Annotated in this window: 5 protein-coding genes; all 5 read left to right on the top strand. The window is 69.5% G+C overall.

Annotated features, from left to right (window positions below):
• The first annotated feature begins 164 nt into the window (after nucleotides 1-164).
• The 5 genes from treZ to glgB all read left to right on the top strand — a co-directional run bounded on the left by treZ (nucleotide 165) and on the right by glgB (nucleotide 16,327).
• A complete protein-coding gene (gene treZ, locus HBB12_RS27895) occupies nucleotides 165-1,985 on the top strand; it encodes a malto-oligosyltrehalose trehalohydrolase (RefSeq protein WP_236992343.1) in 1,821 nt (606 codons plus the stop codon).
• Between the two features lies 1 nt (nucleotide 1,986).
• Nucleotides 1,987-6,909, top strand: coding sequence for a malto-oligosyltrehalose synthase (locus tag HBB12_RS27890; protein WP_236992342.1), 4,923 nt, complete (start codon nucleotides 1,987-1,989; stop codon nucleotides 6,907-6,909).
• Between the two features lie 64 nt (nucleotides 6,910-6,973).
• Nucleotides 6,974-10,381, top strand: coding sequence for a maltotransferase domain-containing protein (locus HBB12_RS27885; RefSeq protein WP_236992341.1), 3,408 nt, complete (start codon nucleotides 6,974-6,976; stop codon nucleotides 10,379-10,381).
• A 150-nt stretch (nucleotides 10,382-10,531) separates the two neighbouring features.
• On the top strand, nucleotides 10,532-13,795 hold the full coding sequence (treS, locus tag HBB12_RS27880; RefSeq protein ID WP_236992340.1) for a maltose alpha-D-glucosyltransferase: 3,264 nt from the start codon (nucleotides 10,532-10,534) through the stop codon (nucleotides 13,793-13,795).
• A gap of 267 nt (nucleotides 13,796-14,062) precedes the next feature.
• Nucleotides 14,063-16,327, top strand: coding sequence for a 1,4-alpha-glucan branching protein GlgB (gene glgB / locus HBB12_RS27875; protein WP_442919380.1), 2,265 nt, complete (start codon nucleotides 14,063-14,065; stop codon nucleotides 16,325-16,327).
• Nucleotides 16,328-16,363: the final 36 nt, after the last annotated feature.

Genomic DNA, 16,363 nt, shown 5'->3' with positions numbered 1-16,363 from the left:
GTCGTTCCGGACATTGCCGACGGCGCGGGCCGCCTTAGCTCCCGCATTGCAGCGCGGTCGCCGCAATGCGGGACGATCCTGCGGAACCTGCTCCCAACCACCGAATTTCCTGAGCGGCGCCCCACGCCGTTCGCACACTCTTGCTTTCGAAGGATGGTGGCCCGATGCGGCGCACCCACAGCATGCCATTCGGTGCGGAGATCGGACCGGAGGGGGTGCGCTTCGCCCTCTGGGCGCCGACCGCCAAGAGCGTCGCCCTGGTGCTCGACGGGCAGGAGCATCCGCTGGACGATCAGGGCGAAGGCTGGCGCCGTCTGACGGTGCCGGGACTGCGGGCCGGGGCCCGCTACGGCTACCGGATCGACGGCGACCTCGTGGTGCCCGATCCCGCCTCGCGCTTCCAGCCGGAGGACGTGTCGGGGTTATCCGAGGTCATCGACCCCGCCGCCTTCCCGTGGACCGATCGGGATTGGGCCGGGCGTCCGTTCGAGGAGACGGTGATCTACGAGTGCCATGTCGGCACCGCGACGCCGGCGGGCACCTATGCGGCGCTCGCTGAGAAGCTGGAATCCCTGCGCGACCTCGGCGTCACGGCGATCGAGCTGCTGCCGCTCGCCGATTTCAAGGGCACCCGCAACTGGGGCTATGACGGCGTGCTGCCCTACGCGCCGGATTCGGCCTACGGCACCCCGGACGACCTGCGCCGCCTCGTCGACCGGGCGCATTCCCTCGGCCTGATGGTCTTCCTCGACGTCGTCTACAACCATTTCGGCCCGGCCGGGAATTACCTCCACGCCTATGCCGAGACGTTCTTCACCGAGCGCCACCCGACCCCGTGGGGCGCCGGCATCAACTTCGACGGCAAGACGTCCGGCCAGGTGGTGCGGGACTACTTCGTCCACAATTCGCTGTACTGGCTGGAGGAATTCCACTTCGACGGCCTGCGCTTCGACGCCGTCCACGCCATCCAGGACGATTCCGACAAGCACTTCCTCGCCGAACTGGCCGAGCGGATCCGCGCGGCATATCCCGATCGCCCGATCCACCTGATGCTGGAGAACGAGGCCAACCAGGCCCGCTGGCTGGAGCGCGATCACGCGGGCCAGCCGGTCCTGCACAGCGCGCAATGGGCCGACGACACCCATCACGGCTGGCACATCCTGCTGACGGGCGAGGAATCCGGCTATTACGAGAGCTTTTCCGACAAGCCGGCGGCGCATCTCGCCCGCAGCCTGGCGGAGGGCTTCGCCTACCAGGGCGAGCCGTTCAAGACCCTCGACAACCATCCCCGCGGCGAGCGCTCCGGCCACCTGCCGCCGTCGGCTTTCGTCACCTTCCTGCAGAATCACGATCAGGTCGGCAACCGGGCGCTCGGCGAGCGGCTGAGCCACCTCGCCGATCCGGGCAAGCTGGCGCTCGCCCGCGCCGGGCTGCTGCTCAGCCCGCAGATCCCGATGCTGTGGATGGGCGAGGAATGGTCGGCCTCGACGCCGTTCCTGTTCTTCGTCGATTTCGCCCCCGACGAGGAGCTGAACAAGGCGGTGCGCGACGGAAGGCGGCGCGAGTTCAAGAGCTTCGCCGCCTTCGCCGACGAGGAGAAGGCGAAGACGATTCCCGACCCCACCGCCGCCGAGACGTTCCGGCGCTCGACGCTCGACTGGGCCGAGCGCGAGGCTTCGCCGCATCGCGAGGTCCTGGCCGACACCACCGCGCTGCTTCACCTGCGCCAGCGCGAGGTGGTGCCGCTGTTGAAGACCCCCTGGCAGGGCGGCCGTTACACCCTGCCGCGGCCCGACGTGATCGACGTCACCTGGGCCTTCGCCGGGGGCTCCTTGCGCTTCGTCGGGGTGTTCGGCGGCGACGCGTACGAGCCGGGGCCGCTGCCCGGCCGCATCATCTGGCGCTCCCCTGCCGTCTCGCAGAATGAGGACGGCGCCCTGGTCCTGCCCGCCTGGTCGGGCGTGTTCGTGAAAGAGGTGCGTTGAGATGGCCGTGACCGAGGATGTCGTCGCGCGGCTCGCCGATGAGGCGGGCATCGCTGCCGACTACACCGACGCCTTCGGCCAGCGCGTCGAGACCCCGCTTTCCGTGCGCCAGGGGCTGCTCGCCGCCCTCGGCCTGCCGGCCGGCTCCGAGGACGAGGCGCGGGCAAGCCTCGCGCGGATCCGCTCGTTGCGCCAGGGCTTGGTGCCGCCGCTGGTCCCGGTCGAGGCCCGCCGCGCCGTGCGGGTAAAGGTGCGGGCGGAGGCGAGCTCCGGCACGCTGAGCTGGCGCATCGTCGACGAGCGCGGCACCGCCCGCGACGGGCGCGTGGCCTTGAACCCTGAGACCGCCGCGATCGAGCTGCCGCCGCTCACCCCCGGCTATCACCGCCTCACCGTGAGCCTGGGCGACCGGCGCGCCGAGGCGACGGTGATCGCAGCACCCCAGCGCTGCTGGCGTCCGCGGGCGCTCGGCGACGAGGGTGCCCGCGACTGGGGCCTCGCCGCCCAGCTCTACGGCCTGCGCTCCGACACCAATCTCGGCATCGGCACTTACGCCGATGCCGGAAGGGCCGCGGCGGATGCCGGCGCCCGGGGCGCGGCCTTCTTAGGGTTGAGCCCGGTCCATGCCCTGTTCTCGACCGACCGGCAGAAGGTCTCGCCCTACTCGCCGTCCTCGCGGCTGTTCCTGGAAACCCTGTTCATCGATCCGAGGTCGCTGCCGGGTCTCGCCGGCAGCCGGGCCGAGCGGCTGATGACGGAGTCCGCCTCGGAGATCGCCCGCCTGCGCGACGCCTCCCTCGTCGATCATGCCGGGATCTGGCAGGTCTTGAGCCCGGTGCTGGAGGCCCTGTGGCAGGATTCGCCGGCCCGGGCCGGGCGTGACACCGAGTTCCTCGCCTTCCGCGCCGCAGGGGCTGAGAATCTGGAGGCCCATGCCACCTTCGAGGCTCTGGCCGAGCATTTTTCGAAGATGGGCGCGAACTGGCTCGGCGACTGGCCGGAGGCCTATCGCCGCAACGGCACGCCGGACGTCTCCGCCTTCGCCGCCGAGCACCAGGAGCGGGTGTCGTACCACGCCTGGCTGCAATTCCTCGCCGACCGGCAGCTCGCCGCGGCTTCCGCGCAGGCGCTCGCCTCGGGCATGCGCCTCGGCCTCTACCGCGACCTCGCAGTCGGCGCCGATCGCGGCGGCTCGGAGATCTGGTCGCATCCGGAGCGCTTCGCCGCCGGCCTGTCGATCGGCGCGCCGCCGGACATCCTGGCGCCGCAGGGCCAGGATTGGGGCCTGCCGCCCTTCGACCCGCTGGAACTGGAACGCGACGGCCTCGCGGCCTTCCGGGCGCTGGTTCAGGCCAACATGCGCCATGCCGGCGCGATCCGCATCGACCACGCCTTCCAGCTCACCCGCCTGTTCCTGATCCCGGTCGGGCAGGGGGCGAAGGCCGGTGCCTACGTGGCGATGCCGTTCGAGGCGATGCTGGCGGTCCTGCGCCTGGAGAGCCACCGGGCGAAGTGCCTCGTCATCGCCGAGGACCTCGGCACGGCGCCCGCCGGATTCTCCGACGCGCTGATGCAGGCCGGCATCCTGAGCTACCGCATCCTGTCCTTCGAGCGGGGCGAGGGCGGCCGGTTCAAGCGACCCGCCGAGTATCCGCGCGACGCGCTCTGCGCCATCACCACCCACGACCTGCCGACCTTCGTCGGCTGGTGGCGCGGCGTCGATACCGAGCTGCGCCAGTCGCTCGGCCTCTACGACGCCGAGCGGGCGGGCGCCGAGCGCGAGGAGCGGGTGCACGAGCGCCGGCGCCTCGCGGAAGCCCTGAACCAGGAAGGCCTGGTCCCGACGGCGGATGTCCCCGACCAGCCGCCCTTCGAGGCGGCCGTGCGCTTCCTCGCCCGCGCTCCCTCGGTGCTGACGGCGGTGCAGTACGAGGACATCCTGGGCGAGGTGAGCCAGGCCAACATGCCGGGCGTCACCGAGGGCTATCCGAACTGGCGCCGCAAGCTCGACCGCGACCTCGACGCGATCGCGGCGCCGGGCGGGCCGCTCGCCAAGCTCGCCGCCTCGCTCTCGTCCGAGGAGCGGGGCCCGCGCTCGGGCGCCGCGCGGCTGGCCTCGCCGCCGCCGCGGGCGACCTACCGGCTGCAATTCCACAAGGACTTCACCTTCGACCACGCGGCCAAGATCGTCCCGTATCTCGCCAAGCTCGGCATCAGCCACGTCTACGCCTCGCCGATCCACAAGGCGCGGCCCGGCTCGATGCACGGCTACGACATCGTCGACCATCGCGAGATCAACCCGGAACTGGGTGGGGAAGAGGCCTTCATCCGCTTCAGCGACACGCTGAAAGGTCACGGGCTGAAGTTCCTGCTCGACATCGTGCCCAACCACATGGGCGTCGGCGGCGCCGACAATCCGTGGTGGCTCTCGGTGCTCGAATGGGGCGCCCTGTCGCCGGCGGCCGACGCCTTCGACATCGATTGGGGCCGGCTGGGGGCCCGCAACAAGCTGGTCGTGCCGTTCCTGGGTGATCGTTACGGCGAGGCGCTGGAGAAGGGCGACCTGAAGCTCGCCTTCGATCCGGAGGAGGGCGGCTTCAGCGTCTGGCACTTCGAGCACCGCTTCCCGGTCAACCCGCTCAACTACCCGATCATCCTCGACCGGGCGCTCGCGGCCCTGCCGGAAGTCGGCGACGAGGGCTCGGCGGAGGTGCTGTCGATCTCCGAGCGCCTGCGCCGGATGGGCGACGAGACCAATTCCGAGCGCATGGCCGCCTTCCCGGAGGAGGCGGAAGGCTTGAAGCGGCGCCTCGCCCACGCGGTCTCGGCCTCGCCCGGGCTGAAGGCGGCGATCGACCGGGCGGTGACGCTGGTCAACGGCTTCAAGGGCCATCCCGACAGCTTCGGGGCGCTCCACCGCATCCTCGAGGCGCAGGCCTACCGGCTCGCCCATTGGCGGGTCGCGGCGAGCGACATCAACTACCGCCGCTTCTTCGACGTGAACTCGCTCGCCGGGCTCAAGGTCGAGGACAGACGGGTCTTCGAGGGCGCCCACGCGATGCTGTTCCGCCAGATCCGCGAGGGGCGGATCGACGGGTTGCGCATCGACCACATCGACGGGCTGGCCGATCCGGCGGGATATACCCGCGCGCTCCAGGCGGCGCTCGGGCCCGGCTTCTACATCGTGGTGGAGAAGATCCTGGAGCCCGGCGAGCGCTTACGGCCCTGGCCGATCGCCGGCACCACCGGCTACGACGTGCTCAACCAGATCGACGGGCTGTTCGTCGACCAGGGGAAGCGCGAGGCGGTCGCCAGGCTCTATGCCGGGGCGACCGGCATGGACGAGCCCTATCCCTGGCTCCTGCGCAACGTGAAGGGCGAGATCCTGGAGACCAGCTTCGCCAGCGAGCTGGAAGTCCTGACCTCGGACTTGAAGCAGGTGGCCGATGCCGACCGGCGCACCCGCGACTTCTCGGTCAATGCCCTGCGCCAGGCCTTGTCCGAGATCATCGCCCGCTTCCCGGTCTATCGCAGCTATCTGGGCTCGGACCTCGACGAGAACGAGATCGAGCCGGAGGACCTGAAGCTCATCGGCGACACGGTGCGCAAGGCCAAGCGCCGGTCCAGCCTGCCCGATCGCTCGGTGCACGACTTCGCGCAAGCCGTGCTGCTCGGGCGGCTCGACACCGAAGGGGCGGGCCGGCCCGACCCGGAGGTGGTGCGCCGTTTCCGCCGCCGCTTCCAGCAGCTCACCGGCCCGGTCATGGCGAAAAGCCTGGAGGACACCCTGTTCTACCGCTTCGTCGAGCTGCTGGCGCTCAACGAAGTCGGGGGCGATCCGGGGGAGTACGGGGTCACGGCGGAGCATTTCCACGCGCTCCAGGCCGCCCGTGCCCGCGACTGGCCGAACGCGATGATCACCACGGCCACCCACGACACCAAGCGCGGCGAGGATGCCCGGACCCGGCTGCTGGCCTTGTCAGAAGTCCCGGACGAATGGGCCGATGCCTGGGCTTTGTGGGGCGAGCTGGCGAAGCCCCACCTCTCGCAGGTCGAGGGCGAGGCGGCGCCCGATGCCAACGACCAGTGGATGTTCCTGCAGGCCATCCTCGGCGCCTGGCCGCTGGAGCTGCTGACCGACTCCCCCGACCCGAAGGCCGTCGAGGAGTTCCGCCAGCGGCTCGGCGCCTATGCCGAGAAGGCGATGCGCGAGGGCAAGCGCCGGTCGAGCTGGGTCAACGTCGACGAGGCCTATGAGGGCGCCGTCGCCAAGCTGTTCGACGCCCTGGTGGCGCCGGGCTCGGAGTTCCTGCGGGACTTCAAGCCCTTCGCCGAGCGGCTGGCCCGGGTCGGCATGGTGACGGGCCTCGCCCGGTCGGCGCTGAAATGCACCCTGCCGGGCCTGCCCGACATCTACCAGGGCACGGAGTTCTGGGACTTCTCCTTCGTCGATCCCGACAACCGCCGCCCGGTCGACTATGCCGGGCGCGAGGCGGCCCTCGGGCAGGACGTCGCGCTCGACGACCTGCTGGCGTCCTGGCCGGACGGGCGGATCAAGCAACGGGTCCTGGCCCGGCTGCTCGCCGACCGCGCGGCATTCCCGAGCTTCTACGCCGAGGCCGATTACGCGCCGGTCGTGGCCGAAGGGGAGGGGGCGGAGCGCGTCGTCGCCTTCCTGCGCCAGGACGCGAGTGCGGGCGCGGAGGCCGGCGACCTGCTGGTGGCGGTGCCGCGCCGCGTCGCCGCCGCGGAGCTTCCGAGCCTCGCGGGTGCCTTTGCCGGCACGTCGCTGCCGGTGCCGGAGGGCAGCGTCTGGCGCGACCTGGTGACGGGCGAGGAGATCCGGTCCGAGGGCGGGCGGCTGTCGATGGCTCGACTCTTCGCACGTCTCCCCCTGGCCGTTCTGCGTCACTCCGCCAGTTGAGACCCCGGCGCGGGGCTCCGGTCCCGCGCCTGTACGACGAGAAAGAGCAGGCAGGATCGGGCCGATGAACGTACCCCGCACCAGCACCAAGCCGGCGAAGCGCACCCGCGAGGTGACGCCGCTGCCGGCCACCCTGGCGCCGCTGGCGGCCGGACCGCGGATCTACAACCTGTTTCCCCTCCTGGTCGGCCGGGTCTCGGCCTGGACCGCGGAACTGCCCCGGATCGCCGAACTCGGCTTCGATTGGGTCTATCTCAACCCGTTCCACCAGGCCGGCGGCTCGCGCTCGCTCTACGCGGTGGCCGATGTGGATCGCCTCGACGAGCGCCTGCGCGATCTCGACGGCACGCCCGACGACGAGCAGATCCGCCGCTTCTGCGCGGCGGCCGCCGGGCACGGCCTCAAGATCATGACCGACCTGGTGGTGAACCACGCCGCCAATGACGGCAGGCTGGCGCATGAGCGCCCGGATCTCTTCGTGCGCGACGAATCCGGCGCGCCGGTGAGCCCGCACGCGGTCGATCCCGACGATCCGACCAAGATCACCGTCTGGGGCGACCTCGCCGAATTCGACTACGTGGCGTCGGGTCCGCGCACGGCGCTCACCGAGCTGTGGAACGGCTACATCGCGAGGCTCCAGGCTCTCGGCGTCGCCGGCTTCCGGTGCGATGCCGCCTACAAGGTGCCGCCGGACGTGTGGCGCAGCCTGATCGGTGCCGCCAAGGAGCGCGACCACGCGGCGCTCTTCGCCGCCGAGACGCTCGGCTGCACCTTCGAGGAGGCCCGCGCCACGGCCGAGGCCGGGTTCGACTACCTGTTCAACTCCTTCGCCTGGTGGGACCTGAAGGCGCCCTGGGCCCTGGAGCAGTACGAGCGACTGCGCATCCTGGCGCCGTCGATCGCCTTCCCGGAGAACCACGACATGCAGCGCCTCGCCGCCTCGCTGAATGGCGGGCGCGAGGCAGTGGCGGCGGAACTGAAGAGCCGCTACGCGCTCGCCGCCTTCTTCTCGGCCGGCGTGCTGATGCCGATCGGCTACGAATGGGGCTACGCCAAGCCCCTCCATGTGGTGGACACCACACCGGAGAGCCGCGAGCACCAGACCGGCATCGACATCTCGGGCTTCATCGCGGCGATCAACCGCCTGCGCGCCGACCTGCCGGCGGCCAATGTCGAGGGCGCGCAGTGGCGCCTCTCAGCGCCTGACGCGTCGTATGTCGCGCTGATCCGCATCGATACCGGCCATACCGGCTCGGCCGAGAACGCCGTGATCGTGCTGCACAACCCGACCGACAAGCCGGTCGCGGTCGATCCGGCGCCGCTGATCGCCGGCACCGGCGGCGAGTTCGGGCCGTTCCAGGACCTGACGCCGGAAGTCTCGCCCCTGGTCTTCCGCGCCGACCAGTCGATCGGCCTGGAGCCGCGCGCGGTGCGCATCCTCGCCGCCCGCCGCATCGGCGCCATGCGCCGTCCCCGCCGCGCCACTCCGGACGGGGAGGGCCGCGTCGTCATCGAGGCGGTGAGCCCGGAGATCGATGGCGGCCGCTCGGCGATCAAGCGGGTCGTCGGCGACCAGGTCCATGTCGAGGCCGACATCTTCACCGACGGGCACGACGTCATCAACGCCGCGGTCCTGTCGCGGCTCGCCGGCGAGACCGAATGGCGCCGCGACCCGATGCTGTTCGTCGACAACGACCGCTGGCACGGCCATTTCCCGCTCACCCGCAATGCCCGCTACGAATACACCGTCGAGGCGTGGCGCGACGATTTCTCGTCCTGGCTGCGTGGCCTGGAGAAGAAGCGCAAGGCCGGCATCGCCGTGCATCTCGAGACCCAGGAGGGCGTCGGCCTCGTCAAGCGGGCGGCCGCGCTCGCCGAGGGCAGCGATGCTACGGCGCTGAACGGCCTCGTGGCGGCGCTCGAGGCCGACGAGCCGGGCTCGGCGGCGCAGCTGCGCCGCTTGCTGGAGCAGACGGCGCTGATCCATCGCAATTCCGAGCGGGTGAACCTCTCGCGCTATCCCGTGGTGCTGGAGGTCTTCGCCGACCGGCTCGCCGCCCGGTTCTCGGCCTGGTACGAGATCTTCCCGCGCTCGCAATCGGGTGATCCGAACCGCCACGGCACCTTCGACGACGTCATCGCGCGCCTGCCCGAGATCCGCGAACTCGGCTTCGACGTGCTCTACTTCACGCCGATCCACCCGATCGGCCGCACCAACCGCAAGGGCAAGAACAACTCGCTGAAGGCGCGTGACGGCGATGTCGGCTCGGTCTACGCCGTCGGCGCCGAGGAGGGCGGCCACGAGGCGGTGCATCCCGACCTCGGCACCCTGGACGATTTCCGCCGCCTGGTCGCCGCCAGCCACGCCCACGGCATGGAAGTGGCGCTCGATTTCGCCATCCAGTGCTCGCCGGACCATCCCTGGATCAAGCAGCATCCGGAATGGTTCGACTGGCGGCCCGACGGCACGATCAAGTTCGCCGAGAACCCGCCGAAGAAGTACGAGGACATCGTCAACGTCGATTTCTATCGTGAGGGCGCGTTCCCGTCGCTGTGGATCGAGCTGCGCGACATCATCGCCGGTTGGGTCGAATTGGGCGTGAAGATCTTCCGGGTCGACAACCCGCACACCAAGCCGATCCCGTTCTGGGACTGGATGATCCGCGACATCAACGACCGCTACCCGGACGTGCTGTTTCTCGCCGAGGCCTTCACCCGGCCGAAGATGATGAAGAAGCTCGCCAAGGCCGGCTTCCAGCAAAGCTACACCTACTTCACCTGGCGCAACACCAAGGACGAGCTGGCGGCCTACGCGACCGAACTCGCCGGCGAGATGGGCGAGTATTACCGACCGAACTTCTTCGCCAACACGCCGGACATCAACCCGGTCCTCCTCCAGACCAGCGGACGGCCGGGGTTTATCATCCGGGGAACGCTGGCCGCGACATTGTCGAGCGTCTACGGCATCTATAACGGCTTCGAACTGTGCGACGCCGCGCCGGTGCCCGGCAAGGAAGAGTATCTGGACTCGGAAAAATATGAGCTGAAGGCCTGGGATTATTACCGCCCCGGCAACATCCGCGACCACATCATCGCGTTGAACCGCATCCGGCGCGAGAACCCGGCGCTCTGGGATTTTCGCAATGTCGTCTTCACCCCGGCCTGGAACGAGCAGATCCTGGCCTACCTGCGGATGACGCCGTCCGGCGACAACGCGGTGTTCTGCATGGTCAACCTCGACCCGCGGAACCGCCAGGAATGCACCTACGAGGTGCCGCTTTGGCAGCTCGGCCTGCCCGATGACGGCGCGGTCGAGGTCGAGGACCTGCTCCAGGGCTACAAGTTCGAATTGCGCGGCAAGACCCACCGCATCGCCCTCGATCCGGCCGAGCGTTCGGTGGTGATCTGGCGCCTTCGCCGCCCCGACCGGCTTGCGGCGCCCGGCGGCGCGTGGCAGCACGGCTCTGCCTAGCCGAGTGCGTATCGGCGCGGACGGGTGACCGTCCGTGCCGGCAGGCAGCCCGAACTCTCCCCGGCGCCCCGCGTTGAGCTTGAAGCATGGCGAATGCCACGACAGCCATCAGCCCGGCGCCACGACCCGATCGAATGAGGCTCTGACGCGATGATCGATCGTACCGATCCGCAATGGTACCGTGACGCCATCATCTACCAGGTGCACGTCAAGTCCTTCTTCGACGCGAACAACGACGGCATCGGCGATTTCGACGGCCTGACCGCGAAGCTGGACTACATCCGCGACCTCGGCGTCACGGCGATCTGGGTGATGCCGTTCTATCCGTCGCCCCTGCGCGACGACGGCTACGACATCGCGGATTACCGCGACATCAACCAGTCCTACGGGACGATGGACCAGTTCCGGACCTTCGTGGACGAGGCCCATGCCCGGAATCTCCGGGTCATCACCGAGCTCGTGATCAACCACACCTCGGACCAGCATCCGTGGTTCCAGCAGGCCCGCAACGCCCCGAAGGGTTCGGAGTGGCGCGACTTCTACGTCTGGTCGGACACCGACGAGAAGTACACCGACACCCGCATCATCTTCCTCGACACCGAGGCCTCGAACTGGACCTGGGACCCGGTCGCCAAGGCGTATTACTGGCACCGCTTCTACTCGCACCAGCCCGACCTGAACTTCGACAACCCGAAGGTTCTGGACGCGGTGATCGAGGTGATGCGCTACTGGCTCGACATGGGTGTGGATGGGTTGCGCCTCGACGCGATCCCCTACCTGATCGAGCGCGACGGCACCAACTGCGAGAACCTGCCCGAGACCCACACGGTCATCAAGAAGATCCGCGCCGCCCTCGACGAATCCTATCCCGACCGGATGCTGCTGGCGGAAGCCAACCAGTGGCCGGAGGAGACCGCGCAGTACTTTGGCGACGGCGACGAATGCCACATGGCGTTCCACTTCCCGCTGATGCCGCGGATGTACATGGCGATCGCGCAGGAGGACCGGCACCCGATCACCGACATCATGCGGCAGACGCCGGAGATCCCCGACGGCTGCCAATGGGCGATCTTCCTGCGCAACCATGACGAGCTGACGCTCGAGATGGTGACCGACAAGGAGCGCGACTACCTCTGGAGCTTCTACGCCGCCGACCGGCGCGCCCGCATCAATCTCGGCATCCGCCGCCGCCTCGCGCCCCTGCTCGAGAACGACCGGCGCAAGATCGAGTTGATGAAGTTCCTGGTCCTCTCGATGCCCGGCACCCCGGTGCTGTATTACGGCGACGAGATCGGCATGGGCGACAACATCTATCTCGGCGACCGCGACGGCGTGCGCACGCCGATGCAATGGTCGCCGGATCGCAACGGCGGCTTCTCCCGCTCCGACCCGGCCCGCCTGTTCCTGCCGACGATCCAAGACCCGATCTACGGGTTCGACGCGGTCAACGTCGAGGCGCAGACCCGCGCCCAGACCAGCCTGCTCAACTGGACCCGGCGGATGATCGCGATCCGCAACAACCACGTCTCGCTCGGGCGCGGCGCCCTGCGCTTCCTGTATCCCGATAACCGCAAGGTGCTGGCCTGGATCCGCGAGCACGACAACGAGCGCGTGCTCTGCGTCGCCAACCTGTCGCGGGCGCCGCAGGCGGTGCAGCTCGACCTCTCGGATCTCCGCACCGCGGTGCCGGTGGAACTGACCGGCGGCACCTCGTTCCCGCCGATCGGCGACCTGCCCTACCTGCTGACCATGCCGGCCTACGGCTTCTACTGGTTCTCTCTCTCGACGGCGAATGCCGGCACGATGGGCCCGAGCCCCGAGGCGCCGGAGCTGTTCACCCTGGTGCTCACCGGCGGCGTCGAGACCCTGATGAAGGGCCGCGAGCGCCAGGCCTTCGAGCGCACCGTGGCGCCGCGCTTCATCGGCTCGCGGCGCTGGTTCGGCGCCAAGGGCTCGCGCATCCGCGGGGTCGAGGTGGTCGACAGCGCGATCCTGCCGCGGCTCGAAGGCTCGAACGGCTTCCTCCTGCCGCGCATCGCCGTCTCGCTCGCCAATGGCGAGACGCAGGAATACTTCGTGCCGCTCGCCGTCGACGAGGGCCGCGAGGACGAATCGCTGATGGACCACGCGGTCGCCCGGGTGCGCCGCGGCCCGCGGATGGGCCTTCTCTACGGCGCGGCGTCCTCGCCCGACTTCGCCCTCGCGATGGTCGACGCAATCCGCCACAACCGCGAGATCGCGTCGGAGAAGGGCAGCATCCGCTTCACCGCGACCTCGGCCTTCGACCCCGAGCTCGAACTCGATCCGGCCGATATCCGCCGCCTGTCGGCGGAGCAGAGCAACACCTCGATCGCCTTCGGCTCGCGGGCGATGCTGAAGCTCCTGCGCCGCCTCCAGCCCGGCTCGCATCCGGAGGTCGAGGTCGGCCGCTTCCTCACCGAGGAGGCCGGGTTCAAGAACACCCCGGCCCTGCTCGGCGTGATCGAGCATGTCGGGCCCGACGGCACGGCCACGGCGCTCGGCCTGCTCCAGGCCTTCGTGCGCAACCAGGGCGATGCCTGGACCCTGATGCTCGAATACCTGCGCCGCGACCTCGACGCGATCGTGCTGGTGCCCGAGAGCGAGGCGCATTCCCCGGAGGAGACCTTCGCCACCCATCTGCGCTGGGCCGGGCTGCTGGGCCAGCGCACCGCCGAGATGCACCGGGCGCTCGCCAGCGAGACCGCCGACCCGGCCTTCGCCGCCGAGCCGTTCACGGCCGACGACCTCGCGGCGCTCGCCGCCGATACCCGGCGCCAGGCCGAGAAGGCCCTGCGGGCCTGCAACGCGCTCGGCGCCGCGGCGTCGGAGGGAGCCCGCGAGGCCGCCGGCGCGATCCTAGCCGCCAAGGCGGAGATCGAGGCTTTGGTCGCGTCGCTCAGCCGCGAGGCGCCGCAGGGGGCCCACCGCACCCGGATCCACGGCGACTATCATCTCGGCCAGGTGCTCGCCTCGCAGGACGACCTCATCATCGTCGATTTCGAGGGCGAGCCGTCGCGGCCGGTGGACGAGCGCCGGGCGAAGTCGACGCCGTTGCGCGACGTCGCCGGCATCCTGCGCTCCTTCGCCTATGGCGGCGAGACCGTGACCCGGGAGGTCGCCTCGCGCTTCGCCGATGCGAGCGAGCGGGCGAAGTCCGCCGTCGCGGCCTGGCGCGGGATGGTGAGCGGGGCCTTCCTGGAGGCCTATGCCGCCACCGTCGACGGCAGCCGCGCCGCCGTCACCGACGAGGCGACGCGGGAGCGCCTGCTGCGCCTCTGCCTGTTGCAGAAGGCGCTCTACGAGATCGATTACGAGGCCAACAATCGTCCGGACTGGATCGAGATTCCGGCCCGCGGCGTGCTGGCCATCCTGGCCGACCAGAAAGGTGCGTAACCCATGGACGACGAGACCCGCGCCCGGAAGCCGGCCGCTCGCCGGCACCAGACCGACCGCAACCTTGGGATGCCCGTGACCGACAGTTCCAGAGATACCGGCAAGAAGACCGGCAAGCCAGCGAAGGCGGACAAGTCCAAGGTCGCGGCCGTGCTGGTCACGCCGGTCACGGCCGGTGCCAAGGGCATGGACAAGAAGTCGGGCAAGAAGGGCAAGGGATCCGTGTCGTCCAAGCCGAAGAAGCACGTCTCCCTGCGCGTCGCCGCCATGCAGGCGGCGGCCTCACCGAAGGTGTCCGGGCCGGCCCCGAGCCGTCCCGCCCGGCCGCCGGTGCCGGGCCGCGCCTACGCGGTCCATCCCGACGCCGTCGAGGCGATGATGCGGGCCGAGCACGGCGACCCCTTCGCGGTGCTGGGGCCGCACGAGGTCGGGGAGGGGCAGTGGGAGGTCCGCGCGGTGCTGCCGGAGGCCCGTGCCGCCACCGTGGTGATCGGCGACACCCGCGTTCCGATGGAGCGACGCCACCCGGCCGGCTTCTTCGTCGCGAGCTTTTCCCATCCGCAGCGGCCGGATTACCGCCTCGCCGTCGAGGGCTGGGACAATACCGAGCGCACCCGGCGCGACCCCTACGAGTACGGCGCGACCCTGAACCAGCAGGAGATCGGCCTCCTGCGCGATGTCGGCAACGACGCCGTGCACCGGGTGCTCGGAGCGCAGGCGGTCGAGATCGGCGGCACGCCGGGCTTCCGCTTCGCGGTCTGGGCGCCGAATGCCCGCCGCGTCTCGGTGGTCGGCGACTTCAACGACTGGGACGGACGGCGCCACCCGATGCGGCTGTGGCCGGATGGCGGCGTCTGGGAGTTGTTCATCCCCGAACTGAAGAAGGGCGGCCACTACAAGTTCGAGATCCGCGGGCCCGACGGCGCGCTGCTGCCGCTCAAGGCCGACCCGGTCGCCTTCGCGGCCCAGCAACCGCCCGAGACCGCGTCGCGACTCGAAGGCCTGCCGTCACCGGTCTGGCGCGACCAGGCCTGGATGCAGAGCCGCAACGCGCTCGACCATCGCCACGGCCCGATCTCGATCTACGAGGTCCATCTCGGCTCCTGGGCGCGGGTGCCCGGCGAGGGCAACCGCTACCTCACCTATCGCGAACTGGCCGACCGCCTGATTCCTTATGCCAAGGAAATGGGCTTCACCCATATCGAGCTCTTGCCGATCACCGAGCATCCGTTCGACGGGTCCTGGGGCTACCAGCCGGTCTCGCTCTACGCGCCGACCAGCCGCTTCGGCTCGCCGGAGGATTTCTCCGAGTTCGTCAACGCGGCGCACGAGGCCGGCATCGGCATCCTGCTCGATTGGGTGCCGGGCCACTTCCCCCTCGACGCCCACGGCCTCGGCCAGTTCGACGGCACGCATCTCTACGAGCATGCCGACCCGCGCCAGGGCTTCCACCAGGATTGGGGCACCTACATCTACAATTTCGGGCGCACGGAGGTCTCGGCCTTCCTCGCCTCGAACGCCCGGTTCTGGCTCGAACACTACCACCTCGACGGGTTGCGGGTCGATGCGGTGGCGTCGATGCTGTACCTCGACTATTCGCGCCGGGCGGGCGAGTGGATCCCGAACCAGTATGGCGGCAACGAGAACCTCGAAGCCATCGACTTCCTGCGCAAGACCAACGAGGCGACCTACAGCCACGCCCCCGGCACGATGACGGTGGCGGAGGAATCGACCTCCTGGCCCGGCGTCTCGCACCCGACCTATACCGGCGGCCTCGGCTTCGGCTTCAAGTGGAACATGGGGTGGATGCACGACACCCTGCGCTTCATCTCGAAGGAGACGGTGCATCGCCGCTACCACCACCACGACCTGACCTTCGGCCTGCTCTACGCCTTCTCGGAGAACTTCATTCTCCCGCTCTCCCACGACGAAGTGGTGCACGGGAAGGGCTCGCTGCTCGGCAAGATGCCGGGCGACCGCTGGCAGAAATTCGCGAACCTGCGCGCCTATTTCGGCTTCATGTGGGGCCATCCCGGCAAGAAGCTCCTGTTCATGGGCGGCGAGTTCGGCCAGGAGAAGGAGTGGAACCACAACCAGAGCCTCGACTGGCATCTGCTGGACGATCCGTTCCACGCCGGCCTCAAGGCCCTGGTCCGCGACCTCAACCACCTCTACATCGCGACCCCGGCGCTGCATGAGCGCGACACCGAGGCCGCCGGCTTCCAGTGGCTGGTCTCGGACGATGCCGAGAACAACGTCATCGCCTGGGCCCGCAAGGGACGCGCGCCGGGAGAGATCGCGGTCGTGGTCTCGAACTTCACCCCGGTCGTGCGGCACGGCTATCGCATCGGCGTGCCGATGGCCGGTCATTACCGTGAGGCGTTCAACTCGGATGCCGAAGGGTATGGCGGCAGCAATGTCGGCAATTACGGCGGGGTCGATGCGGCGGCGGAGCCCTCGCATGGGCAGGATCACTCGCTGACCCTGTCGCTGCCGCCGCTGGCGACGCTGATCCTGGTGCGGCAGGGCTGAGGATATAGACGACGGCCACAAGAAGAGGCACAGGTT

The organism is Methylobacterium sp. SyP6R (genome assembly GCF_019216885.1).
Classification (GTDB): Bacteria; Pseudomonadota; Alphaproteobacteria; order Rhizobiales; family Beijerinckiaceae; genus Methylobacterium.
This window is presented reverse-complemented; position numbering and strand designations above follow the sequence as displayed.